Below are 24358 nucleotides of genomic sequence, written 5' to 3' on the forward strand. Positions count from 1 at the left end.
GCGGGTGCCCCCGGAACGGGACCTGGGGTGCCGCGTCAGCCACGCAGGATCCGCCCCTGGGCGTCCGTGCGGTCGTTGCTGACCAGGTACATGATGCCGTCGATCAGTGCCCAGAAGCCGAGCCCGCCACAGGTGAGCAGCTGGGCGACACCGATGCCGACCGAACCGGTGTAGAAGCGGCCGATGCCGAACGAGCCGAGGAAGAGCTGGAGAACACCGGCGACGATCTTCGACTTGTCGGAAAGGGGACGCCCGTAGGGGTCGTACCCGTAGGGCGCGCCGGGGTCGGGAGCGCCGGTGACGAACCCGGGGGGCGGGGGCTGCTGGAACCCGGGCGGGGGCGGGTAGCCACCGGGGGGCGGCGGGTAGCCGCCGGGAGGCTGCTGGCCGCCGTGGGGCTGCTGGGGCCCGGGCTGCGGATAGCCGTAGGGGCCGGACGGACCGGACGGACCGGAGTTCGGGGGGCCGAAACCGGGGGGCGTGGACGGCTGCTGCGGCTGCTCGCTCACAGTGGGTCTCTCCTGAAAGATACGGATAACTGTCGGTCATCTTGCAGGACTCGGGCGGCAATGAGAAGTCGGATCCCGACCGGGGCCCCTGGCACGTGATCCGCCGGGGGAGGCTCCGGGGACGTCCGCCCGGACGAGTGACCCTCCGCCGCCCGGCCACCGCCTCGGCCCGCTCTGTGCCGTCACCGCCTAATGTGACGTCATGTCAGACGACGAGTCCTACGAACTGCTCGGGTTCGACCATGTGCTGCTGCCCGTCGGGGACCTCGACGAGGCCGTCGGATTCTACGGACGGGCCGGGTTCCCGGTCGGCTTCCGGCTGGACGAGGCCGGGATCGTGCTGCTGAAGGTGGGCGGCGAGACACCCGGGGTGCTGCTGCGGCACGAGGCGGGCCTGGGCTGCCGGCCGCCGGCGTGGCCCTCCGTGCGGGTGTGGCTGGAGGTGCCGGACGCCCGTCTCGCCGCCGAGGCGCTGGAGGGCGCCGGGATCGGCCTGCTCGACGGACCGTTCACGGGCGCCACCGGATGGACCGTCGAGTTCGCCGACCCCTGGGGGAACGTGGTCGGCCTGACCGACTACACCAAGCGCCCGCAACTGGGCCGCCGCCCCTAGTACTCCAGCAGCGTTGCGCTATCCGGCCTGGTCAGAGGCGTCGTCGGGAGTTTAGTGGGCTGTTGGTGTGTCAGGGGCGGTCTCGCCGGACCACCCCTCCAACGAGTGGCATCGTCGCCGGTAGTGGCAGTGTCTGGCGACGGCCTGACGCCTGCGCCGCCACCGTGACCAGCTCACTGCGTGGAGGCGAAGCGGCGGGCGGGATGCCGTCACCGGCGGGTCCCGCCCGCACGCCCCTCGGAGGAGGGCCCACGACGGCAAGGCCGCCTCGGCCCCAGGAAGCCTCGGGCCGTGATCACCCGCAGGCAGCCGAGACGCGAACCGGCCGCGGCCGTCCGGTCATCCGTCGAGGAGACGCAAGAGCTCGGCGGTGACGAACCGGGGGTTCTCCTCGACGAGCCAGTGCCCGGCGTTCGGCACGTCCACCGCCCGCACGATGTTGGTCATGCGCGGGGCCACTGTGCCCTGGATCGCGTCGAGCTGCCCCTGGGCGGTCATGAGCAGGGCCGGGACAGGTGTCGGCGCTGCTGCCACGGTGTCGCGGACGTCTTCGCCGAGGGCGCGGTAGAGCTCGAAGCCGCCCGACAGGACCTCGGGCCGGCTGTAGGTCCGTGCGTACTCGTCGATCTCGGTGCCGGTGAACGGGGAGCGGTCAGAGGTGCCGCCGAACGCCGTTCCCTCGAAGGAGACCTGGGGATGGAACAGTGCCAGGTACGCGCGGACATCGTCGCCCACGGCCGTCTCGGGGACCCGCCGCTGGGAGTGAAAGGCGATGTGCCAGCTCAATGAGCGGTAGGTGGGCGCGTCGATCGCGGGCCCGGGCAGCGGCAGGTCGAGGTAGCCGAGGCGTGCGACGTCGTCGGGGAACTGGCCGGCGTACTGGAATGCCACCGTGTCGGAGTGGACGAACTGGTGCGCGTTGCCGGCGCCCGGCGGGCAGTCGGGGAGTGTTTCCAGGCGGCGAGGCTCGGACTCGGTCACGGCGTCAGAGCGGTCCACGCCCCTGGTGCAGGTGACGACAGGACCTGGTGGCGGTCCGCACGGGCGGGGGCGTTCCGGCCCGGGGCTAGGCTCTCTGTCCGTGTCCGTGAAGAACGACGGTCCCGGTGACGGTGCCGCACTCAGCAAGTCCGAGCAGACCCGCGCCCTGATCCTGGAGACGGCCATGCGGCTGTTCCAGGAGCGCGGGTACGACAGGACGACCATGCGGGCCATCGCCGCGGAGGCCGGGGTGTCCGTCGGCAACGCGTACTACTACTTCGAGGGCAAGGAACACCTGATCCAGGGGTTCTACGACCGGATCGCCGCCGAGCACCAGCGGGCGGTGCGGGAGTCCCTGGCGCGGGAGACCGATCTGGAGGCCCGGTTCGCGGGCGTGCTGAAGGCGTGGCTGGACATCGCCACGCCGTACCACGAGTTCGCCGTGCAGTTCTTCAAGAACGCCGCCGACCCGGACAGCCCGCTCAGTCCCTTCTCGCCCGAGTCGGAGCACGCGCGCGCGGAGGCGATCGGCGTCCATCGGGACGTGCTGGCCGGCTCGAAGGCCAAGGTGCCCGTCGAACTGCGGGAGGTGCTGCCGGAGCTGATGTGGCTGGCGCAGATGGGGCTCGTCCTCTACTGGATCTTCGACCGCACCGAGGGCCGCGAACGCAGTCACCGTCTCGCCGAGCGCGGCGCCCGCATCACCGCGCGGGGCGTCGCGCTGGCCCGCTTCCGCACCCTGCGCCCGCTGGTGCGCGAGGTCCACGACATGTTCACGGAGTTCCTGCCGGGGATGACCAGGATGCTGCCGGACCCGGCGAAGGCCCGGGGAGTCCCTGCCGGAAACGGTGACGGGACGGGCCGCGGGGCGTCCGCCGGGAACGGAGGGAGCGACCGCGGGGCGCCCGCCGGGAACGACGGGACGGCCCGCGGGGCGCCCGCCGGCCGCGACGGGCGGCCCGGCCCGGTCGGTTGACGGTGTCCACCTCACCGGGGGCGAGTTCCACGTCGTGCACCAGCGGGCCGCCGAGCACCGCCGCCTGCCCCGCGCGGGAACCGTGCGGGGCAGGCGGTCTCCGCGTCCTCACGGGAGGAGCCGGTCACGGCACCGGCCGGTACGGCGGACCGGACCGACCCGCTGCCGACCGCCTTGCGGGCCGGGTGCTGAGCGCGTGGGACGGACCCGGGCCGCGGGGCCCGGGGCACCGGGCCGTACCGCAGGGGCCCGGGGTGGCGCCCGGGCCCCTGCGGCGGGGCCGTCAGGTCTGCTTCGACGCCAGTTCGATCACCGTGATGTCCGACGGCGCGCCGATCCGGGTCGGCGGGCCCCAGGCGCCTGCGCCGCGGCTGACGTACAGCTGGGTGTCGCCGTAGCGGTCCAGGCCCGCGAGGGTCGGGTTGGCGGCGGCGGCGAGGTAGCTGGCGGGCCACAGCTGGCCGCCGTGGGTGTGGCCGGAGAGCTGGAGGTCGACACCGTGGTCGACGGCCTCGTGGACCATCACCGGCTGGTGGGCGAGAAGCACGCAGGCGCGGGCCCGGTCCCGGTCGCCGAGCGCCCGCGCGTAGTCGGGTCCCTGGCCCTCGTCCTCGCCGGCCAGGTCGTTCACGCCGGCGAGGTCGAAGTGCGGGAGGTGGGTGCGCGCGTTCTCCAGCGGGTTCAGGCCGAGTCGGCGCACCTCGTCGACCCACTCCTCGGCGCCGGAGAAGTACTCGTGGTTACCGGTGACGAAGAAGGAGCCGTGACGTGCCCTCAGCTGCGCCAGCGGGGCCGCGGCCGGGCCGAGTTCCTTGACCGTGCCGTCCACCAGGTCGCCGACGACGGCGATCAGGTCGGGCTGGGTCGAGTTGATCGTGTCGACGACCTTCTGCGCGAAGCCCCGGCCGAGGACCGGTCCCAGGTGGATGTCGCTGACCACGGCGATCCGGTAGCCGTGCGCCGCGCGGGGCAGCTTGGCGAGCGGCACGGTGACCCGCTTGACCTTCGGTCCGCGCACCGTGCCGTACGTGCCGTACCCGACCGTTCCGACGGCCGCCGCGGCGGCGGCCCCGGCGACCACCCTGGAGACGAACAGCCGCCGGGAGGGTCCGGCGGGCTCCACCGGGACGGCGGGCTCCTCGATCGCGTCGGGGACGTCAGGGGCGCCGGAGGTGGGCGCAGCGGTCGTGGTCCCGGTCGGCGCGGGCGCGTCCGCGGCCGCCGGCCGCGACGTTCCCGGTGCCGACGCGGACGGTGCCGACGCGGCCGGTGCCGGCGCGGCCGGTGCGGCAGTGGTGGCCGCCGCGGCCGCCGGTACCGGCGTCGGCCCCTGGCCCGGCGGGGCGGCCGCCGTGCGCCGCGCCCGGCGCTCCAGGACCCGGCGCAGCACCGGGCGGACGGCCTCGCCCACGAGCACCGCGAGGAGCAGGTAGAGACACAGGGCCAGCCAGAGGTAGCCGGGCCAGGCCAGGACCTGCTTGAGCCAGAACGGGACACCGCTGCGCGTGGCGAAGAACGCCGCGAAGGTCACCGCCCAGCCTCCGGCGATCACCACCACGCCGATGCGGCGCACGGCACCCGGGGCCCGGGTCGTGTCGCGGAACAGACGGCGCCACAGGTACCAGTTGCCCGCCACCAGGACGGACAGGACCAGCAGGGCGATGAGTACAAAAACTATGGCCACGGTGCGGTGTTCCCCAGATTTCCGTTACGACGTCCGTGACGTCCGGCTCAGTGCGCGCAGACCGCGCAACCCGATGCCCCCGATGACCGTCCCCCATACGAAGGAGACGACGGCCAGCAGCAGATGGACCCAGAAGTACGCCGTCGGCTCGCCGTCGTCGAAGGCCAGCCCGCTGCCGTCCTTGACCAGGTTCTTGACGAAAGTGATCCAGATGATCCAGCTCCACACCCCGAAGACGAGCAGGAACCAGGAGACGGGGCGGCTGAGTTTCACCAGATCTGACCTTTCATCGCAGCACCGGGCGCCCGGATTCGGCCAGGGCTCCGGAGGGTTTCCCCCGGGCGGGCACGGTAGGGGTCCAGTATCACCGGCCGGTGTCCGGTTCCGTTCGCGGGGTGGGGAGGGAGGGGGGACTTCCTCAGGCACTGCATGTACGTTTCCGACCGTGCCCGCACCCAAAAACTCCATCATGCGCTCGCTGTTGGTCACTTCCGTCATGGTGGTGTCCACCGCGCTGACCGCTCCCGTCGCCCTCGCGGCCCCGAGTCCGTCCTCCACCCCTTCCTCCAGGCCCTCGGCCTCCTCCAAGCCCTCGGCCGCCCCGTCGGAGGGGTCCAAGGCCGCTCCTCCGGCCAGGATGTCGACGGTGGGCGGCGCCCGGCTCGGGCGGGCGGGGACCCAGGTCAACCTCGCGAGCGGCGTGCCGGTGCTGCCGAAGGACCTGTCGGCCCGGTCCTGGATCGTCGCCGACGCGGAGTCCGGCGAGGTGCTCGCCGCGCACAACGCGCACTGGCGACTGGCTCCGGCGAGCACCCTGAAGATGCTGTTCGCCGACACGCTGCTGCCGAAGTGGCCCGGCTCGACGAAGCACCGGGTCGAACCCTCCGACCTGGCCGGCATCGGCCCGGGCTCCAGCATGGTCGGGGTCAAGGAGGACGAGACGTACACCGTCCACGACCTGTGGCTCGGCGTCTTCCTCCGCTCCGGCAACGACGCGGTCAGGGTGCTGTCCGCCATGAACGAGGGCCTCGAGAACACCGTCGAGGAGATGAACGAGCACGCCGAGGAGCTCCAGGCCCTCGACACGGTCGTGATGAGCCCCGACGGCTACGACGCCGAGGGCCAGGTGTCGTCCGCGTACGACCTGACCCTGATAGCCCGTTCCGGGCTGCAGAAGAAGGACTTCCGGGAGTACGCCTCGACGGTCCGCGCGGACTTCCCCGGTGAGACGAAGAAGAACAAGAAGGGCAAGAAGGTCCGCGGGTCCTTCGAGATCCAGAACACCAACCGGCTGCTGTCCGGCGACTACGACGTGCCGGTCTACGAGGGCATCGCGGGGGTGAAGAACGGCAACACCACCAACGCGGGTGCCACCTTCACCGGGGTCGCCGAGCAGGACGGCAGGGTGTTGCTCGTCACCGTGATGAACCCGCAGAAGAAGGAGAGCAACAGGGTCTACAAGGAGACCGCGCGGCTGCTCGACTGGGGTTTCAGGGCTGCCGGGAAGGTCGACCCGGTGGGTGAGCTGGTGCCGCCCAGGAACGCCGCGCGGACCGGCGCCCGGCCGGGTCCCGGTGCCTCCCCCGGCGAGGCGGGCGGCGCGGGCGAGGTGGCGCCCGGCGCCGCGGGCTCCCAGCCGGTGGCGAGCGCCGCGGCCGGGAGCGGGGCCGGCGGCGTCGGGGCCGCGCTCGCCGTCACGGGTGGGGTGCTGGCCCTGCTCGCGGGCGGGGCGTTCCTGGTCAACCGCCGCTGGCCGCTGCCGGATCTGGTGCGCCGCCGGCCGCGTCCGTGACCTGCCCGCCCTCCTCCTTGTTCCGCGTCGCCGTCCAGGCGGCGCAGAACACGACCAGCTTCATGGTGAGGTTGATCCACAGCAGCAGGGCGACCGGAACGCCGAACGCGCCGTACATGCTCTTCGCCGCGACGCCCTGCACATAGCCGCTGAGCAGCAGTTTCAGCAGTTCGAAGCCGACCGCGCCGATGAGCGCGGCCACGACCAGACGGCGACGGGCGGGTTCGACGCCGGGCAGCGGCGCCAGGACGTACAGCAGGAGCAGGAAGTCGGCGCCCGCGGCGACGGCGAAGGCCGCGATCCGCAGCACGATCCCGCCCCAGCCGCCCTTCTCCAGCCCGATGGCGTCACTGATCCAGTCGACCGCCGTCGAGGCGACCGTGGAGGCGACCAGGGTGACCAGGACCGCGCCGCCGAGCCCGACGAGGATGCCCGCGTCCTTGGCCTTGCGCAGGAGGAGGTTCTCCTCCGGTTCGGGCAGCTCCCACACCGCGCGCAGGCACTCGCGCGTCGATCCGGCCCAGCTGATGCCGGTGAACAGCAGGGCGGCACCGGCGATGAGACCGATGGTGCCGGCGTTGTCCACCAGGCTGCCGATGTCCAGCTGGTCGGAGATGCCGGGCACCTGTTCGGCGATCTTCTCCTGGAGGGTGTCCTGCTGCTCCTGGCTGAGCATGGCGGCGCCGGCCACCGCGGCGACGGTGAGCAGCGGGAACAGCGCGACGAAGCTGGTGAACGTCATCGCGGCGGCCAGCCGCGTCCAGGCCACCCGTTCCATCCGCTCGTACGACCGCCACGCGTGCGTGAGCATCAGCCGCGCGACCCACGGGCCGACGACCGGGAGTCTCTTCAGCCAGTCCATGAACCGCCTCTGCCCCCGTGGGAGAGGTCCCATGTGCGGAACGACATCCCATTAATCACCCGTTTCGAGGAGTGGGGTGAGGTTACAGGACACATCCCCCATACAGGGGCCATACGGTCATCGGCATGCCTGATGGCACCGTCTCCCCCACGGGACGGGGCCGCGGCGCTCCCGCCGCGCTCCGGTTGCCCCGGCCCCTGCTCGTCCTCGGCGGCATCTCCGAGATCGCTCAGGCCACCGCACGCCGGCTGATCGCCCGCCGCACCCGCACGGTGTGGCGGGGGGCCGGTTCTCCCCCGCGCTGGAGCGGGCCGCGGAGCAGTTGCGCCGCCTGGGCGCCCAGGTCCGCACCGTCGCCATCGACGCCCTGGACCACGACTCCCACGAGAGCGTCCTCGGCAAGGTCCTCGCGGAGGGGGCATCGACATGGTGCTCCTCGCCTCCGGCACCCCCGGCGACCAGGCACACGACGAGCGGTCGCCCCGGGCCGCCGTCCGGATCGCACAGACCGACTGCACCGGCGCGGTCTCCTCGGGCCTCGTGTGCGCCCTCGCCCTCCAGGACCAGGGGCACGGCTCCCTGGTGGGGCTGTCGTCCGTCGCCGGGGAGCGGGCCCGCCGCGCGGACTTCATCCACGGCTCCGGCCAGGCCGGCCTGGACACCTTCACCCAGGGCCTCGGCGACGCGCTGTACGGCACGGGTGTGCACGTCATGGTCGTGCGTCCCGGCTCCGTCCGTACCCAAACGACCGCCGCACCGCCCGGAGCTCCGCCCGCCACCACCCCGGAGGCGGTCGCGACGGCGGTGGAGCTGGGGCTGCGCCGCCGCGCGGAGACGGTGTGGGTGCCGGGCGGACTGCGCGTGGTGACGTCGGCGCTCCGGCACCTGCCCCGGGCGGTGGTGCGGCGGCTGCCGCTCTGACCTCCGGGCCCTGCGAGGGCCGGTCGTCAGAGCGCGCTGACGGAACCGCGGTCGGCACGGCCGGACTGCGGGGGCACCGCCGGCGAGCCGAACGGGAAGTCCCGCAGCTTGCGCCACACCGCGTCGGCTCCCTGTTCGTAGAGCGCGAAGCCGGTGCAGGGCCACCGCGCCTCGTAGTCGGCGAGCTCCTCGAAGGCGCGGTCCATCGCCGCCTCCTCGATGCCGTGCGCCACGGTGACGTGCGGGTGGTAGGGGAACTGCAGCTCGCGCGCGACGGGACCGGACGCGTCGCGGACCTGCTTCTGCAACCAGGTGCAGGCCTCGGCGCCCTCCACGATCCGGACGAACACGACCGGCGACAGGGGCCGGAAGGTGCCGGTACCGGAGAGCCGCATGAGGAACGGGCGGCCGACCACGGCGACCTCGTCCAGATGCGTCTCGACGGCCGCCAGGTCGCCCTCGTCGACCTCCGTCGGCGGCAACAGGGTGACATGCGTGGGGATACCGTGAGCAGCGGCGTCGCCGAAGCCCGCGCGCAGCTGCTGAAGCCGGCTGCCGTGAGGCTCCGGGACCGCGATCGACACACCGATCGTTACGGTCCCCACGTCGTCTCCTTCGTTCGTTCCCTGTGGTGGCGCCGCCCCGGCCGGTCCGGTGCGCAGCGGGGGCCGCCGAAGCGGCCGCCCTCGTACCGACTGTACGACCACGGCCCGCTCCCGGGCAGGCGCAGCCGGAGTGATGTACGGCGCTCAGCCGGTGGTACGGACCGGGGCCGGGCCCGCGTTCGGTTCCGCGGTGGTCGCCGCGGGAGCCCCGGCCCGGGGCCGGGTCAGTGCTTGGCGGGCAGGAAGCCCACCCGCTCGTAGGCCAGGGCGAGGGTCTCCGCGGCGACGGCGCGGGCCTTCTCCGCGCCCTCGGCCAGGATCGAGTCGAGCGTCTCGGGGTCGTCGAGGTACTGCTGGGTGCGCTCCCTGAACGGGGTCACGAACTCCACCATGATCTCGGCGAGGTCCGTCTTCAACGCCCCGTAGCCCTTGCCGGCGTAACGCTCCTCCAACTCGGTGATGCCCGCTCCGGTGAGGGTCGAGTACACGGTGAGGAGGTTGCTGATCCCCGGCTTGTTCTCGACGTCGTGGCGGATCACGGTGTCGGTGTCGGTGACCGCGCTCTTCACCTTCTTGGCGGTGGCCTTCGGGTCGTCGAGGAGGTTGATGAGGCCCTTCGGCGTGGACGCCGACTTGCTCATCTTGATCGTCGGGTCCTGAAGATCGTAGATCTTCGCCGTCTCCTTGAGGATGTACGGCTTGGGGACGGTGAAGGTCGGGCCGAAGCGGGTGTTGAAGCGGTCGGCCAGGTCGCGGGTGAGCTCGATGTGCTGGCGCTGGTCCTCGCCCACCGGCACCTCGTGCGCCTGGTAGAGCAGGATGTCGGCGACCTGGAGGACCGGGTACGTGAACAGGCCGACGGAGGCGCGGTCGGCGCCCTGCCTGGCGGACTTGTCCTTGAACTGGGTCATGCGGGAGGCCTCGCCGAAGCCGGTGAGGCAGTTCATGACCCAGGCGAGCTGGGCGTGCTCGGGGACGTGGCTCTGGACGAAGAGCGTGCAGCGCTCCGGGGCGAGCCCGGCGGCCAGCAGCTGGGCGGCGGCGAGCCGGGTGTTGGCGCGCAGCTCGGCCGGGTCCTGCGGGACCGTGATCGCGTGCAGGTCGACGACCATGTAGAACGCGTCGTGGGTCTCCTGCAGGGCCACCCACTGGCGTACGGCGCCGAGGTAGTTGCCGAGGTGGAACGAGCCTGCGGTGGGCTGGATTCCGGAGAGCACGCGAGGACTGTCAGGGGCCATGCCCATCATTCTCTCAGGCCCCGGGGGGCGGTCGGGCACTGGTCCGAAACAGGCGGGTCCCGATCCGTGCGCGGGGACGTGACAAGGGGGTGGGGCGGGAGCGGCGTCACGCGACGGGGCGTGGGGACGGGGGTGGCGGGTGGCCGCGGGAGCCGCGGCGGAGGCCGCCGGAACCCCGCCGGCACGCCGCGCGGCGGTCCGCCGCCGTGCCGGACCGCCGCGCGAGGAGCCGCGTCGGGAGCTGATCGGCCGCTGAGTGCCGTCGGCGCCGTCAGCCGAGGTCGATCTCCGGGTACAGCGGGAAGCCGGCCACCAGGTCGGTCGCGCGGTGGGAGACCTCGTCGGCGATCTTCGCGTCGAGGACGTGGGCCGCCTTGGAGGGGGCGCCGGACTTCGTGGTGCCGGCCTCGGTGGTGGTCAGGACGCGGTCGATCAGGCCCGCGACCTCGTCCATCTCGGCGGCGCCCAGGCCGCGCGTGGTCAGCGCGGGGGTGCCGACGCGGATGCCGGAGGTGTACCAGGCGCCGTTCGGGTCGGCCGGGACGGCGTTGCGGTTGGTGACGATGCCGGAGTCGAGGAGGGCGGCCTCGGCCTGGCGGCCGGTGAGGCCGTAGGAGGACGCCACGTCGATCAGGTTCAGGTGGTTGTCCGTGCCGCCGGTGACCAGGGTGGCGCCGCGGCGCATCAGGCCGTCGGCGAGGGCGCGGGAGTTGTCCACGACGCGCTGGGCGTAGTCCTGGAAGGAGGGCTGCCGGGCCTCCGCCAGGGCGACCGCCTTGGCGGCCATGAGGTGCGGGAGCGGGCCGCCCAGGACCATCGGGCAGCCGCGGTCGACCTGGTCCTTGAGGGAGTCGTCGCACAGGACCATGCCGCCGCGCGGGCCGCGCAGCGACTTGTGGGTGGTGGTGGTGACGATCGGGGCGTGCGGGACCGGGTCGAAGTCGCCGGTCAGCACCTTGCCGGCGACGAGACCCGCGAAGTGCGCCATGTCGACCATGAGCGTGGCCCCGACCTCGTCGGCGATCTCGCGCATGATCCGGAAGTTCACCAGGCGGGGGTACGCGGAGTACCCGGCGACGATGATCAGCGGCTTGAACGCGCGGGCGGACGCGCGCAGCGCCTCGTAGTCGATCAGGCCGGTGCCCGGGTCGGTGCCGTAGGAGCGCTGGTCGAACATCTTGCCGGAGATGTTCGGGCGGAAGCCGTGGGTGAGGTGGCCGCCGGCGTCCAGGGACATGCCGAGCATGCGCTGGTTGCCGAAGGCACGTCGCAGCTCGGCCCAGTCGGCGTCGGAGAGGTCGTTGACCTGGCGGACGCCGCTCTTCTCCAGGAAGGGCACCTCGACGCGGGCACCGAGGACGGCCCAGAAGGCGACGAGGTTGGCGTCGATGCCGGAGTGCGGCTGGACGTAGGCGTGACGGGCGCCGAAGAGCTCCTTGGCGTGCTCGGCGGCCAGCGACTCGACGGTGTCGACGTTGCGGCAGCCGGCGTAGAAGCGGCGGCCGACGGTGCCCTCGGCGTACTTGTCGCTGAACCAGTTGCCCATCGCCAGGAGGGTGGCCGGCGAGGCGTAGTTCTCGGAGGCGATCAGCTTGAGCATCTCGCGCTGGTCGGCGACCTCCTGGCCGATGGCGTCGGCGACGCGCGGCTCGACGGCGCGGATCACGTCGAGGGCGGAGCGGAAGGCGGTGGAAGCGGTGGAGAGGGGCTCGGCGGGCATGAGGGACCTCCGGACGTGGCGTTCGGCGTTCACGGCATGGCCCAGGCGCACGGCACTCGGCCGGTCCCGGCGGGTCACGGGTCCGGGGGCCGCTTCCCGATGGTCGGTCCCATCCCAGCACGCCAGTCACGGCCCGCCGGCCAGCCTACCGGGCGGCACGGGGCGTCGTGGCAAGGCGTCCGCCATGCGAGCGGGCACGCCTGCCCGGCGGCCGCGAGCTTGCGAGCTTGCGAGCTTGCGAGCTTGCGAGCTTGCGAGCTTGCGAGCTTGCGAGCTTGCGAGCTTGCGAGCTTGCGAGCTGCCAACCGTCGGCTGCCGGCCGCGGGCTGCGGGTGCGGGCTGCGGGTGCGGTGGGGCCCGGCCGCGCGGCTCCCCGCGCCCCTGTGAAGGGCCCGCGGCCCTGTGGAGGCGTCGGATCAGGGGGCGCTCACAGGATCACGTGCGGGAGGAAACGGGCGTACTCGTCGGTGACCAGGCCCGACGACTCGCGGATGCCGAGACCGGCGGACTCGTCCCCGACGGTCCAGGCGCCGAGGACGACATGGTTGCCGTCGAAGTCCGGCAGCGGGGCGAGCTGCTGGTAGCAGCAGGGTTCGTCACGGACCACGGGGGCGCTGCCCGGCGGGTGGATCGTCACCCCGGCACCCTCGCGGCCGAGCAGCGGCTTGGCCACGTAGCCGGTGGACGACGCCAGGTCTCGGGGGCCGTCGAGATGGGCCGGGAGGAGGTTGGGGTGGTCCGGGTAGAGCTCCCAGAGGATCGCCAGCAGGGCCTTGTTGCTCAGCAGCATCTTCCAGGCGGGCTCGATCCACAGGGTGCTGCCGGTGCCGCCGCCGTTGTCGAGGGTGTCGAGGACGTGGCCGGCGAAGCGGTCGGTGGTGAGCCATTCCCAGGGGTACAGCTTGAAGATGCTGCGGATGAACCGGAGGTCGTTGTCGACGAAGCGGCCGGAGAGCCGGTCCCAGCCGATCTCCTCCACGGTCAGCCACTCGGTCTCGAGGCCCGCCTGCTCGGCCGTCTCCTTGAGGTAGGCGACGGTCATGAGGTCCTCGCCGAGCACGTCGTCCCAGGAGTGGGCGAAGTACAGCGGGCTGCCCGGCGGGAGGAGCGCGGCCTGCCTCCGCCAGGCGTCGACGAGGCGTTCGTGCAGGGAGTTCCACTGGTCGGCGCCGGGGAACCGTTCCTCCATCCAGAACCACTGGGGTGAGGCGGCCTCCACCAGGGAGGTGGGGGTGTCGGCGTTGTACTCCAGCATCTTCGCGGGGCCGGTGCCGTCGTAGCGGAGGTCGAAACGGCCGTAGACGGAGGGGAGTTCGGCCCGCCGGTGCCAGGCCTCGGCAACCGCGCCGGCGACCCTCGGATCGGTGATGCCGAGGTCGGCGAAGCGGTCGGCGCCGACGATGTGGTCGGCGGCCGCGAGACACATGCGGTGCAGTTCCTCGACGGCCTCCTCCAGCGCCTCGACCTCGTCCATGGCGAAGACGTAGTACGCGCTCTCGTCCCAGTACGGGACCCAGGCGTCCTCGGGGACGGGGATTCCCGCAGCCCGGTCGGCCTCGAGCGGCTTGGGCAGGGTGAGGGGGTAGATCAGACCCTGCTCCTCGACGGTCCGCTGCCAGCCGGGGCGGGGTTCGATGGTGCGGCGTTCCACGGGTGAGCCCTTCGTTCCTTCGCCCGTCCGGGTCCTCAGCCGCCCCTCTTGCCGGAGGACGAGCCGAAGCCGCCCCGGTCGACGGCCTCGCTCCGGTTGAAGGTGCCGTCCTCGGCCCAGCTGCCGCTGACATCGGCGTCGTAGTACCAGTCGGCGTCGACGCGCTGGGCCGAGCCGGACCTGCCGCCCCTGCCGGCGGAACCGGAGGACGTCGTGCAGTTCTTGTCGGCGACGACCTTGTAACCGTTGACGTAGTCGTAGCTGTCCCGGTCCACGCAGCGGCGGTCCGGATCGGAACTGCACGCGGACAGGGCCGCCGCGAGGACCCCCATGCTGCCGAGCATCACCGTGCCGGACCGCAGCCGCCGCCGTGTCCGAGCCTTCCGGGCCGTGCCCTGCACCGTCTCCTGGGCCGTGTTCTGCGTCATCTTCTCCGCTCCCCCGTGTGTGCCGCGTGGCCGCTGCCGGTCCGTCATGCTCCCCGGCTCGCGGCGGACAGCCTAGGCGCCGACCGGCAGACGTGGGCAGGGGGCCCTTGAAAGCGGGCTCGGCCGGGCCCGGTTCCGGGGCCTTTGGGAGGGTGTGCGGGCTCGGCACGGCCGCCCGTCGCGAAGGGCTGCCGGGCCCACCCTTCAGGGAAGAGCCCGGCACAGGGCGTCCAGGGTCGCCGTCCAGGCATGGTCCGGCGGGGTGCCGTAGCCGACGACCAGGGCGTCCAGGGGGGCGACCTCGGCGGCGGGGTGGCGGAAGTACGCCAGGCCCTTGACCGCGAGGCCCTGCCAGGCGGCCGCCCGGACGACCGACTGCTCGGTGCCCGGCGGCAGTCGGAGCACCGCGTGCAGCCCGGCCGCGATGCCCGTGACCCGGACGTCGAGCGCCCGCTCGGCGAGGACGTCGACCAGGGCGTCGCGGCGACGCCGGTAGCGCAGCCGTGCGGCGCGCACGTGCCGGTCGTGGGCGCCGGAGGTGAGGAACTCGGCGAAGGTGAGCTGTTCGAGCACGCCGACGGAACGGACGGCGCCGTGCTCGACGACCTCCGGCAGCAGGGACGGGGGCAGCACCATCCAGCCCAGACGGAGGCCGGGGGCGAGGGACTTGCTGACCGTGCCGAGGTGGACCACGTGGTCGGGGTCCAGATCCTGGATCGCCCCGACGGGCTGGCGGTCGTACCGGAACTCGCTGTCGTAGTCGTCCTCCAGGATCAGGCCGCCGGTGCGGCGGGCCCAGTCGATGACGGCCGCCCTGCGCTCCGGGCGCAGGACACCGCCCAGGGGGAACTGGTGGGCGGGGTTGAGCAGCACCGCGGCGGCGTCGCCGGGGTCGGCGTCGTCGGAGGGGACCGGAGTGGTGCGCAGGCCGGTGCGTTCGATCAGGTCGCGGTGTTCGGCGAGGCCGTAGGACTCCACGGCGAGGGTGCGGGCGCCGCGGGCGCGCAGGATGTCGCAGAGCAGGTGGAGGCCGTGGGCGAACCCGGAGCAGATGACGATGCGTTCGGGGTCGGCGCGTACGCCCCGTACGCGGGCCAGGTGGTCCGCGAGGGCGGTACGCAGTTCGGGGCGGCCCCGCGCGTCGCCGTAGCCGAGGGCGTCGTGGGGGGCGGTCGCCAGGGCCCGGCGGGAGGCCCTGAGCCACTCGGCGCGCGGGAAGGAGGCGAGGTCGGGGATGCCGGGGGTGAGGTCGTACCGCGGCCGCCCGGACGGGCGTCGCGGGGTGGGCCGCCGGGCGGGCGGCCGGGGCACCGCACGGTCGGCGACCCGGGTCCCGGAGCCCTGCCGCGCGGTCAGCCGGCCCTCGGCGACCAGATCCGCGTAGGCCTCGGCGACCGTGTTGCGGGCGACGCCCAGGTCGGCGGCGAGGGCACGGGAGGAGGGCAGCCGGGTGCCGGGGGCGAGCCGGCCGCTGCGGACCGCTTCGCGCAGGGCGTCGGTCAGACCGCGGCGCAGACCGGGACCGGCCGGTTCCAGGTGGAGGTCGATACCGAAAGTGGCCCATGGTTTCGCCATGCGAATGGACCATACTCCTGGGCTGCCTCACTCCTACGCTCGTAGCCATGACCACGACCACCACCACGACCACCACCACGAACGACGGCACCGCGACGGCAGCCGCCGTCGGCGGAGGTACGGCCACGGAGTACGCGCCCGAGGAGACACCCCGACTGGACTGGGCCGCGCTCGCCCCCGACGTCTACAAGGCGATGGTGCGGCTCGACGCGGCGTCCCGTAAGGGGATCGACCCGAGGCTGCTCGAGCTGGTGAAGATCCGGGCCTCCCAGCTCAACCACTGCGCCTTCTGCCTGGACATGCACTCCAAGGACGCGCTCGCGGCGGGCGAGAGCGTGGAGCGGATCGTGCAGCTCGCCGCCTGGCAGGAGTCGCGCCACTTCTACACCGGGAAGGAGCTGGCGGCGCTCGAGCTGACCGAGGCGGTCACCGTGCTGACGGACGGCTTCGTGCCCGACGAGGTGTACGGGAAGGCCGCCCGGTTCTTCGACGAGCCGGAGCTGGCGCGGCTGATCGCCGTGATCACGGTGATCAACGCCTGGAACCGTTTCGGTGTGACGTGCCGGAGGACGCCGGGTCACTACACGCCGGGGCACTACAGGTAACGGCGCGCACCACGCTGCCGGCCGACGGCGTCCGGTCCGCGCTGCGGGCCGGGACGGCGCCGCCGGGCAGGGCTGGGTGAGAGGCAGTCCGGTCCGCCGAGCCCCGGGGAGGGGCCGCCCGTCGCTTCGACGCCGACGGGCCGGCCCGTCTCCCGGCGCCGGTCGCCGTCGGCGGCGGCGGGAACCGGCTGGCGGTTCTCTCCGGGGAGTGCCGAGCGGTGAGCAGGGCCGGCCGTTTCCGCGCCCTCCACCACGGACGCGCTCCGGGCGACCCGCTCGTCCTGCCCGGCCCCTGGGACGCGGCCCGCGCCCGGGGCCTCGCCGAGGCCGGATCCCCGGCGCTCGCGACGCCCAGCACGGGGGGCGGCGTCCCTCGGGCACGAGGACGGGGCGGCCCCGGCAGCACCGGGCGGCACGGGCACCGGCCGGCATCGCGGCCGGACTCACCCCCCCGGAGGGCCTCTGGTGCTGTGGCCGGGAAGGTGTGCCGGAGCCGGTGGCCCCTCCCGGCCACAGCGCCAGGGGCGCGGTCACCCCCGTGCGACGGTGGGGCTCCGGTCAGGCCAGCCACGCCTTCCAGACGTCCTCGTTGGCCTTGACCCAGGTCTCGGCCGCCTTCGCGGAGCTCATCTTCTTGTCCGCGATCATCGCGGCCACCTCGTTCTGCTGCTCGGCGGTCCAGTTGAAGTTCTTCAGGAACTGGGCCGCCTCCCCGCCGTCCTTGGCGAAGTCGGCGTTGAAGTACTTCTGCAGAGGCGTCTGGGCGTAACCGCAGGCGACCTTCTTCGGGTCGGCGTCGCAGCCCTCCTTGTACTCGGGCAGCTTCACCTCGACCAGGTCGACCTGCGCGTTCAGCCACTGCGGCGTCCACCAGTAGGTGATGAACGGCTTCTTGGCCTTGTAGTCCTCCTTGATCTGCGTGATCTGCGCGGCCTCGGAGCCGGCGTACACGGTCTTGAAGTCCAGATCGAGGTTCTCGATGATCGCGTCGTCGTTGGTGGTGTACGACGGCGAACCCTCGAGCAGCTGGCCCTTGTTCCCGCTCTCCGCGGTACGGAAGAGATCGCTGTACTTGTTGAGGTTCTCCCAGTCCGTGATGTCCGGGTGCTCGTCCACGAGGTACTTCGGCACGAACCAGCCGATGTGGCCGGTGACACCGAGGTCACCACCCTCGACGACGGACTTCTTGTCCTCGACGTACCGCTTGATCTTGTCCGGCGCGCCACCCCAGTCCTCGAGCACGGCGTCGACCTTGCCGCTGTTGAGCCCGTCGATGGCGACCGACTCGTCGAGCTGGGTCAGCTCGACCTCGGTGTCGAGCTCGTTCTCCAGGAGGTACTTGGCGACGGCCCCGTTGGCCTCGGCGCCGACCCACGACGGGACGGCGATGGTGACCGTGTCGGAGCCGCCCGACGATGATGAGGAGGAGGAGTCGGTCTTGGCGGCACCGCACGCGCTCAGGCCGGTGACGGCGAGGACGGCGGCCGTGGCGGTCGCGGCGCGCAGGAGGTTCTTTCTGCTCTTCATGTGAGTGTCTCTTTCGGTGGGAACAGGCAGGGGGTCGTTTCCCTGCGGAGGGGGCTTGGGGGCCGGGTACGGGCGGGAGGCCGGGTCCCGGGAACGGCGGGCTAGCGGGTACCGGCCGGCCGGCCCGGGCGCTGTGTGGTGCGGTCCAGGACCAGACCCAGCAGCACGATCGCCACACCGGCGCTGAGGCCGACACCGAGCTCGCTCTTCTGCAGGCCGTAGACGACGTCGTAGCCGAGGGCGCCGGAGCCGACGAAGCCGCCGACGATCACCATGGCCAGCACCAGCACCACGCCCTGGTTGAGGGCGAGCATCAGCGCGGGCCGGGCCAGCGGCACCTGCACCTGGCGGATCTGCTGGAAGGAGCTCGCGCCCATGGAGCGGGCCGCCTCCAGCGTCGCGGCGTCGACCTGGCTCAGGCCCTGCACCGTGATCCGTACGACGGCGGGCAGCGCGTACAGCACGGCCGCGGCGACGGCGGCGGAGCGGCCCACGTTGAACAGGGCCACCACCGGGATCAGGTAGATGAACTGCGGCAGGGTCTGCATGGTGTCCAGCACCGGCCGCAGCAGGCGGTTCAGCAGCGGCACCCGGGCCGCCACCACGCCGATCAAAAAGCCGAGCACGAGCGTGACGGCGACGCCCGCGATCGCCTGCGACAGGGTGTCCAGGGAAGTGGCCCACACACCGATGACGCCGACCCCGGCCATCGCCAGGCCCGCCATGCACATCGCGCCCCAGCCGCCCGCGAGCAGGGCCAGGGCCGCGGCCAGCAGCACCATCAGCCACCACGGCATGGCGGTCAGGCCGTCCCGGAGCGGGTCGAGCACCCAGATGGTGAAGCCGTCCGCCCAGGTCCGGGTGCCGCCCAGCACGGGCACGCCCTCGGCCAGGTGGCCGGTGAACCAGCCCACGGCGTCGTTGACGGGCGGGGCCATGTTGACGGTCCAGGTCCCCGGCCACTCGGCGATCAGCAGCAGCCACCCGACCGTACCCAGCGCCGCACCGGAGCCGGCGGCCACGGCCCAGGCGCGCCGGCCGTGCAGCCAGGAGGAGCCGGCCGGGGCCGCGCCCTCGCTCAGCCGCTCTCCGGCGACGGCGGTGGTGCGGTCCAGCCAGACCGCCAGCAGCACGATCGGGATGCCCGCGGCGAGCGCCCCGCCGACGTCGACGGTGGACAGTGCGCGGAACACCTCCTCACCGAGGCCGCCGGCTCCGATCACGGAGGCGATGGTGACCATCGACAGCGCCATCATGATCGTCTGGTTCAGGCCGAGCAGGATCTCCTTGCGGGCCAGCGGCAGCCGGGCCGTCAGCAGCCGCTGCGCCGGGCTGGTGCCCAGCGACTTCGCGGCCTCCATGACCGACGGGTCCGCGCCCCTCAGACCGAGCGCGGTCAGCCGTGCCATCGGCGGGGCCGCGTAGATGACCGTCGCGATCAGGGCGGACGGCACGCCGATGTCGAACAGCAGCACCAGCGGCAGCAGATACGCGAACGCCGGCATGATCTGCATGGTGTCCAGGACCGGTCGCAGGATCCGCTCGAAGCGGTCCGACAGCCCGGCGCCCAGGCCCAGCAGCGCGCCGATCGCGGCCGAGACGGTGACCGCGACCGCCATCAGGGCCAGGGTCTCCATGGTGGCTTCCCACATACCGAGCACGCCGCACACCGCGAAGGCGGCGAACGTGACGCCGGCCAGCTTCGGTCCGCGCCTGTCGCGCAGTCCGCCCGCCCGCCAGGACAGCAGCATGGCGGCCGTGATCACCGGGAACCAGCCGAGGGACTCCAGCAGGTCCGTCATCCAGCTGACGGATCCGTCGGACCAGTTGCTCAGGTGCAGCAGGAAGTAGAGGAAGACCGGGTGGGTCTCCCGGTTGTTCACGACCCAGGTGTAGGCGTCGTCCAGGGGTGTCCGGACGTCCGCGGTCAGCTCGGACGGCCAGGTTCCGCTGCCCCACAGCAGGGCGGCGAGCGGCACGAGCACGGCGGCGGCGACGGCCAGCGGCAGCAGACGGCGCACCACGGGGTGCCGCAGCAGGGGGCGCCGCTCGGCGGGCGCGGGTTCCTCCGGCTGTCCGGTGGGCTTCGTCGGCGGGGCGGGCGTGATGACGGCGCTCACGCGGTCCACCCCCGGCCGTGGGAGACGGCGCCGGTGGCCACCGGGCTCGTACGGGGACGGGAGGTCATGCGGCCGCCTCCTCGCGGTCCAGTCCGGCGACGACCCGCAGCAGGTCCACCTGGTCGACCTGCCCCAGGCACGCGCCGTCCTGCACCACGCACGCGGCCCGGCCGCTGCGGGCGACGGTCTCGACGGCCTCGACGACGATCGTGTCGGGGGTGAGGGAGCCGGGGTGCTCGGAGCCGCCGCAGCCCCCCGGCCGCATCGCGGTGCGCACGGTCATGACCTGCTCGCGCGGCACGTCGCGGACGAAGTCGCGGACGTAGTCGTCGGCGGGCGAGCCGACGATCTGCTCGGGGGTGCCGAGCTGCACGATCTCGCCGTCCCGCATCAGTGCGATGCGGTCGCCGACCCGGAGCGCCTCACTGAGGTCGTGGGTGATGAAGACCATGGTGCGGCCCTCCTCGTGGTGCAGCCGGATGACCTCCTCCTGCATGTCCCGCCGGATCAGCGGGTCGAGGGCGCTGAACGGCTCGTCGAAGAGCAGCACCTCGGGGTCGGAGGCGAGCGCCCGTGCCAGGCCCACGCGCTGCTGCTGACCGCCGGAGAGCTGGCCGGGGCGGCGCAGTTCCAGCCCGTCGAGGCCGACCTTGTGGACCATCTCCTCGGCCCGGGCCCGCCGTTCTGCCTTGGACATGCCCTGGATCTCCAGACCGTAGGCGATGTTGTCCAGGACGGAGCGGTGCGGCAACAGGCCGAAGTGCTGGAACACCATGGCCGCGCGGTGCCTGCGCAGCTCGCGCAGCCGGTTGCGGTCCATGGCGAGGACGTCCTCGCCGTCGATCTCCAGGGAGCCCGAGGTCGGCTCGATGAGCCGGGTCAGGCAGCGTACGAGGGTGGACTTGCCGGAGCCGGACAGGCCCATGACGACGAAGACCTCGCCCTTGCGCACGTCGAAGGAGACGTCCCGGACGGCCGCGGTGCAGCCGGTGCGGGTGCGCAGTTCGGACTGGGTGAGGCCCGCGGTCTCCGGATCGGCGGGGATGCGTTCGGCCTTCGGGCCGAAGACCTTCCACAGGTTGCGCACGCCGAAGACGGGCGGCTGCCCGGACGGGTCCGCGGACGGGGTCTGCGTACCGGGCCGGGACTTCCCGGGGGTGACGGTGCTGCTCATCAGGCGTGGTTCCCTTCGCTGGTCTCGGCCAGCAGTTCGGCCGCCTTCTCGCCCACCATCAGCACCCCGATCATGGGGTTCACGGCGGTCATCGTCGGGAAGACGGAGGCGTCGGCGATGCGGATGCCCTCCAGGCCGCGGACCCGCAGTTCGGGGTCGACGACGGCCCACCGGTCGGTGGCCGCGCCCATCCGGCAGGTGCCCGCCGGGTGGTAGACGGTGTGCGCGACCTTACGGGCGTACTCGCTCAGCTCCTCGTCACCGGTGACGTCGGGGCCGGGGGCCACCTCGCGCTTGAGCCAGTGGGCCAGCGGTTCGCTCTGCGCGATCTCGCGGGCGATGCGGATGCCGTCGACGAGGGTGCGGGCGTCGTAGTCGTCCGCGTCGGTGAAGTAGCGGAAGTCCAGCGCGGGCTTGACCTCCGGGTCGGCGCTGGTCAGGTAGAGCCGGCCGCGGCTCTTCGGCTTGGGGATGTTCGGGGTCATCGAGACGCCGAACTCCGGCCGCCGGTAGCCGAGGCGCTCCGGATTGTCCGTGAACGGGATCTGGTAGAAGTGGAACATCAGGTCGGGGCCCGCGTGTCCGGGGTCGCGGCGCACGAACAGGCCGGCGTCGGAGTCCATCGCGGAGTTGTCCGGGATGGGCCCGTCCGTCTCCCAGACGATCACCGACTCGGGGTGGTCGAGCAGGTTCTCGCCGACACCGGGGAGGTCGTGCGCCACGGGTATGCCGAGCGCCTCCAGGTCGGCCTTCGGACCGATGCCGGAGTGCAGCAGCAGCCGGGGGGAGTCGACGGCTCCGGCGCACAGCAGGACCTCGCTGCGGGCCCGGACGAGGAGCTCCTCGCCGTCCTTGGTGCGGACGTGGACGCCTTCGGCGCGGGTGCCGTTCAGCTCCAGCCGGTACGCCCAGGTCTCCAGCAGGAGCGTCAGGTTGGGGCGCTCGTCCATCACCGGGTGCAGATAGGCGACCGACGCCGAGGAGCGCTGGTTGTTCTCCGGGTGGTAGGCGAGGTCGAAGAAGCCGACGCCGTCGTTGAACGGCTTCTTGTTGAAGCCCTCGACGCGCGGCACGCCGAGCGTGTTTTGGGCGGCGTCGACGAAGTCACGGGCGATGGCGTTCCGGTCCTTCTCGTCGACCGGGACGATGTTGTTCTTGAGCCGGGCGTAATACGCCTCCATCTGCACCGGGCCCCACCCCTGGGCACCGGCCTGCTCCCACTCGTCCCAGTCGGACGGGAGCGGCTTGAACGCGATGAGGGTGTTGTGCGAGGAGCATCCGCCGAGGACGCGGGCCCGGCTGTGCCGGATGTGCGAGTTGCCGCGTGGCTGCTCGGTGGTGGGGTAGTCGTAGTCCAGCTCGCCGCCGAGCAGGCCCATCCAGCGGCGCAGGGTCAGCACGTCGTCGCGGCCCACGTCGCTGGGACCGCCCTCGATGACCGCGACGGTGACGTCCGGGTTCTCCGTCAGCCGGGAGGCGATGACGGACCCCGCGGTGCCACCGCCGATGACGACGTAGTCGTACGTGTGGTCGCGGGTGGCGTCCGGGCCGTGCTCCCGGTCGGGTTCGTGGCGGTGTTCGTGGGCGCGCTCTGGCATGGGCTGTCGCTCCTCCGGGGGCTCGGGGCGGGTGGGCAGGGAGTTGTGCGGTGTGCTGTTCGAAACGGTGGGGTGGGGCGGGGCGGGTGTTTCCGCTGTCCTTGGTGCGCCGGACACGCCGGGGTGCCGCGCGCCCCGAGGGCCGTGGGTGCCGCGGATGCCGGGGAGAGTCGCGGGGCCGCCTCTCCCCGCGGTGCCGCGCGTTCGCCGCGTTCGCCGTGGGGGCCGCTCGGTGGTGGCGGGCTCAGCCGGCGAACCAGCGCACCGGCTTCGGCGCGAGGTTCTGGTAGATGTGCTTGGTCTCGCGGTACTCGGCGAGACCCGCCGGGCCGAGTTCACGGCCCACTCCGCTCTTGCCGAATCCGCCCCACTCCGCCTGCGGGAGGTAGGGGTGGAAGTCGTTGATCCACACGGTGCCGTGGCGCAGCCGTCCGGCCACCCGCCGGGCGCGGCCCGCGTCGGCGGTCCAGACGGCGCCGGCCAGCCCGTACTCGGTGTCGTTGGCCAGGGCGACGGCCTCGTCCTCGGTGCGGAAGGTCTCGACGGTGAGGACCGGCCCGAACACCTCCTCGCGCACCACCCGCATCTCGCGGTGGCAGTGGTCGAGGACGGTCGGCTCGTAGAAGTAGCCGGCCTCGGGCCGCTCCGCGGACGGTTCGGGACGCTTGCCGCCGGAGCGCAGCACCGCGCCCTCCTTCAGCGCGGAGGCGACATACGCCTCGATCTTGTCGCGCTGCTGCTCGGAGACCAGCGGGCCGCACTCGACGCCGTCCGCGGTGCCCCGGCCGAGCCTGATCCGCTCGGCGCGGCGGGCGAGTTCGGTGACGAAGCGGTCGCGGACCGACTCCTCGACGATGAGCCGCGCGCCCGCCGAGCAGACCTGGCCGCTGTGGATGAAGGCCGCGTTGAGTGCCTGGTCGACGGCGGTGTCGAAGCCCTCCTCGGTGGCGCAGGAGTCGGCGAAGACCACGTTGGGGTTCTTGCCACCGAGTTCGAGGGCGACCTTCTTCACGGTCGGCGCGGCGGCCTCGGCGACCTTGGTGCCGCTGACCAGTCCGCCGGTGAAGGAGACCAGGTCGACGTCGGGGTGCTCGGCGAGCCGGGCGCCGACGGTGTGGCCGGGGCCGGTGACGATGTTGGCGACACCGGCGGGCAGGCCCGCCTCGGTCAGCAGGCCGATGAGGGCGGCCGTGGTCAGCGGGGTGATCTCGCTGGGCTTGACGACGAAGGTGTTGCCGGCCGCCAGCGCCGGGGCGATCTTCCAACTGGCCTGGAGCAGAGGGTAGTTCCAGGGCGTGATCATGGCGCAGACGCCGACGGGCTCGTGCACGACGACGCTGTGGACGTCGGTGGAACCCGCGTCGACGACCCGGCCGGGGGCCTCCCCGGCGACCAGGTCGGCGAAGTAGCGGAAGGCGTCGGCGACGCAGTCGATGTCGACACGCCCCTCCTCGACGGTCTTGCCCGCGTCCCGGCTCTCCAGCAGGCCGAGCTCCTCCCGGTCCCGGACGAGGAGACCGGCGACGCGGCGCAGCAGCGCGGCCCGCTCGGTGACCGGGGTGTGCGGCCACGGGCCCTCGTCGAACGCGCGCCGGGCGGCGGCCACCGCGAGGTCGGCGTCCTTCTCGTCGCCCTCCGCGACGACGGCGAACGGCAGGGCGTCCGCGGGGTCGAAGATCTCGCGCGTGGCCCCCGAGACGGCCGCCCGCCACTCGCCTCCCGCGTGGATGGAGGTGCGCACCTGATGCTCTGTAGTGTCCGCCATGATCGCCTACTGCC

20 protein-coding genes and 2 pseudogenes are annotated in these 24358 nt (G+C 72.7%); 6 read left to right on the forward strand and 16 right to left on the reverse strand.

Translation table 11 applies throughout. From position 1 onward, the window contains the following. Positions 1-35: 35 nt before the first annotated feature. Positions 36-509 (reverse strand): TM2 domain-containing protein, encoded by a 474-nt coding sequence (locus ORI94_RS27435; RefSeq protein WP_266080454.1) that lies wholly within the window; start codon positions 507-509, stop codon positions 36-38. Between the two features lie 202 nt (positions 510-711). Between ORI94_RS27435 and ORI94_RS27440 the strand changes: the two genes are divergently transcribed. Continuing rightward, positions 712-1122 carry a VOC family protein gene (locus ORI94_RS27440; protein WP_042165354.1) on the forward strand — a complete coding sequence of 137 codons (411 nt, stop codon included), beginning with the start codon at positions 712-714 and terminating at the stop codon, positions 1120-1122. 339 nt (positions 1123-1461) lie between these two features. Here the strand turns inward: ORI94_RS27440 and ORI94_RS27445 are convergent, their stop codons facing one another. Then, complete coding sequence (locus ORI94_RS27445; protein WP_266080457.1) at positions 1462-2103, reverse strand: alpha/beta hydrolase; 642 nt, start codon at positions 2101-2103, stop codon at positions 1462-1464. Positions 2104-2203: 100 nt separating this feature from the next. On the opposite strand from ORI94_RS27445, the gene ORI94_RS27450 reads away from it, so the two are divergent. Then, positions 2204-3079 (forward strand): TetR/AcrR family transcriptional regulator, encoded by an 876-nt coding sequence (locus ORI94_RS27450; protein ID WP_266080459.1) that lies wholly within the window; start codon positions 2204-2206, stop codon positions 3077-3079. A gap of 283 nt (positions 3080-3362) precedes the next feature. Here ORI94_RS27450 and ORI94_RS27455 read toward each other — a convergent pair whose 3' ends face one another. Together ORI94_RS27455 and ORI94_RS27460 are read right to left on the reverse strand one after the other, a co-directional pair. Continuing rightward, positions 3363-4763 carry a metallophosphoesterase gene (locus tag ORI94_RS27455; RefSeq protein WP_266080461.1) on the reverse strand — a complete coding sequence of 467 codons (1401 nt, stop codon included), beginning with the start codon at positions 4761-4763 and terminating at the stop codon, positions 3363-3365. A 24-nt stretch (positions 4764-4787) separates the two neighbouring features. Beyond that, on the reverse strand, positions 4788-5036 hold the full coding sequence (locus ORI94_RS27460; protein WP_042165347.1) for an SCO4848 family membrane protein: 249 nt from the start codon (positions 5034-5036) through the stop codon (positions 4788-4790). Positions 5037-5208: 172 nt separating this feature from the next. On the opposite strand from ORI94_RS27460, the gene ORI94_RS27465 reads away from it, so the two are divergent. Next, a complete protein-coding gene (locus tag ORI94_RS27465; RefSeq protein WP_266080464.1) occupies positions 5209-6555 on the forward strand; it encodes a D-alanyl-D-alanine carboxypeptidase family protein in 1347 nt (448 codons plus the stop codon). On the opposite strand, the gene ORI94_RS27470 is transcribed toward ORI94_RS27465, so the two are convergent. Then, positions 6503-7417 (reverse strand): YihY/virulence factor BrkB family protein, encoded by a 915-nt coding sequence (locus ORI94_RS27470; protein ID WP_266080466.1) that lies wholly within the window; start codon positions 7415-7417, stop codon positions 6503-6505. The genes ORI94_RS27465 and ORI94_RS27470 overlap by 53 nt on opposite strands. Before the next feature lie 125 nt (positions 7418-7542). Between ORI94_RS27470 and ORI94_RS27475 the strand changes: the two are divergent. Next, a pseudogene (locus tag ORI94_RS27475) lies at positions 7543-8338 on the forward strand (SDR family NAD(P)-dependent oxidoreductase). Positions 8339-8364: 26 nt separating this feature from the next. On the opposite strand, the gene ORI94_RS27480 reads toward ORI94_RS27475, so the two are convergent. The 6 genes from ORI94_RS27480 to ORI94_RS27505 all read right to left on the reverse strand — a co-directional run bounded on the left by ORI94_RS27480 (position 8365) and on the right by ORI94_RS27505 (position 15555). Then, positions 8365-8943: a 2'-5' RNA ligase family protein gene (locus ORI94_RS27480; RefSeq protein WP_266080468.1), complete on the reverse strand. Its 579-nt coding sequence runs from the start codon at positions 8941-8943 to the stop codon at positions 8365-8367. Between the two features lie 224 nt (positions 8944-9167). Continuing rightward, entirely contained in the window at positions 9168-10181 is a 1014-nt protein-coding gene (trpS, locus tag ORI94_RS27485) for a tryptophan--tRNA ligase (RefSeq protein ID WP_266080470.1), read from the reverse strand. Positions 10182-10452: 271 nt separating this feature from the next. Beyond that, the gene (locus ORI94_RS27490) at positions 10453-11901 is read right to left on the reverse strand and encodes a glycine hydroxymethyltransferase (protein WP_266080472.1); all 1449 of its coding nucleotides are present in this window, start codon (positions 11899-11901) and stop codon (positions 10453-10455) included. A gap of 427 nt (positions 11902-12328) precedes the next feature. After that, entirely contained in the window at positions 12329-13552 is a 1224-nt protein-coding gene (locus tag ORI94_RS27495) for a glutathionylspermidine synthase family protein (protein WP_266080474.1), read from the reverse strand. Positions 13553-13587: 35 nt separating this feature from the next. Continuing rightward, entirely contained in the window at positions 13588-13980 is a 393-nt protein-coding gene (locus ORI94_RS27500; protein WP_266080476.1) for a hypothetical protein, read from the reverse strand. A 204-nt stretch (positions 13981-14184) separates the two neighbouring features. Next, the gene (locus ORI94_RS27505; RefSeq protein WP_266080478.1) at positions 14185-15555 is read right to left on the reverse strand and encodes a PLP-dependent aminotransferase family protein; all 1371 of its coding nucleotides are present in this window, start codon (positions 15553-15555) and stop codon (positions 14185-14187) included. A gap of 47 nt (positions 15556-15602) precedes the next feature. Between ORI94_RS27505 and ORI94_RS27510 the strand changes: the two genes are divergently transcribed. Both ORI94_RS27510 and ORI94_RS27515 read left to right on the forward strand, forming a co-directional pair. Continuing rightward, on the forward strand, positions 15603-16160 hold the full coding sequence (locus ORI94_RS27510) for a carboxymuconolactone decarboxylase family protein (RefSeq protein ID WP_266080480.1): 558 nt from the start codon (positions 15603-15605) through the stop codon (positions 16158-16160). Positions 16161-16378: 218 nt separating this feature from the next. After that, positions 16379-16562, forward strand: a pseudogene (locus ORI94_RS27515) (isocitrate lyase/phosphoenolpyruvate mutase family protein); the annotation flags it as partial. 156 nt (positions 16563-16718) lie between these two features. On the opposite strand, the gene ORI94_RS27520 reads toward ORI94_RS27515, so the two are convergent. The 5 genes from ORI94_RS27520 to ORI94_RS27540 all read right to left on the reverse strand — a co-directional run bounded on the left by ORI94_RS27520 (position 16719) and on the right by ORI94_RS27540 (position 24344). Continuing rightward, a complete protein-coding gene (locus ORI94_RS27520) occupies positions 16719-17687 on the reverse strand; it encodes an ABC transporter substrate-binding protein (RefSeq protein ID WP_266080482.1) in 969 nt (322 codons plus the stop codon). A gap of 101 nt (positions 17688-17788) precedes the next feature. After that, the gene (locus ORI94_RS27525; protein ID WP_416237908.1) at positions 17789-19807 is read right to left on the reverse strand and encodes an ABC transporter permease; all 2019 of its coding nucleotides are present in this window, start codon (positions 19805-19807) and stop codon (positions 17789-17791) included. Positions 19808-19871: 64 nt separating this feature from the next. Beyond that, on the reverse strand, positions 19872-20981 hold the full coding sequence (locus tag ORI94_RS27530) for a quaternary amine ABC transporter ATP-binding protein (RefSeq protein WP_266080484.1): 1110 nt from the start codon (positions 20979-20981) through the stop codon (positions 19872-19874). After that, positions 20981-22579: a GMC family oxidoreductase gene (locus ORI94_RS27535; protein WP_266080486.1), complete on the reverse strand. Its 1599-nt coding sequence runs from the start codon at positions 22577-22579 to the stop codon at positions 20981-20983. The genes ORI94_RS27530 and ORI94_RS27535 overlap by 1 nt, the downstream gene beginning before the upstream one ends. 244 nt (positions 22580-22823) lie before the next feature. Next, a complete protein-coding gene (locus ORI94_RS27540) occupies positions 22824-24344 on the reverse strand; it encodes an aldehyde dehydrogenase family protein (RefSeq protein WP_266080488.1) in 1521 nt (506 codons plus the stop codon). Positions 24345-24358 lie beyond the last annotated feature (14 nt).

The sequence above is a fragment of the Streptomyces sp. NEAU-W12 genome, from assembly GCF_026242095.1.
In the GTDB taxonomy this organism is placed as follows: domain Bacteria; phylum Actinomycetota; class Actinomycetes; order Streptomycetales; family Streptomycetaceae; genus Streptomyces.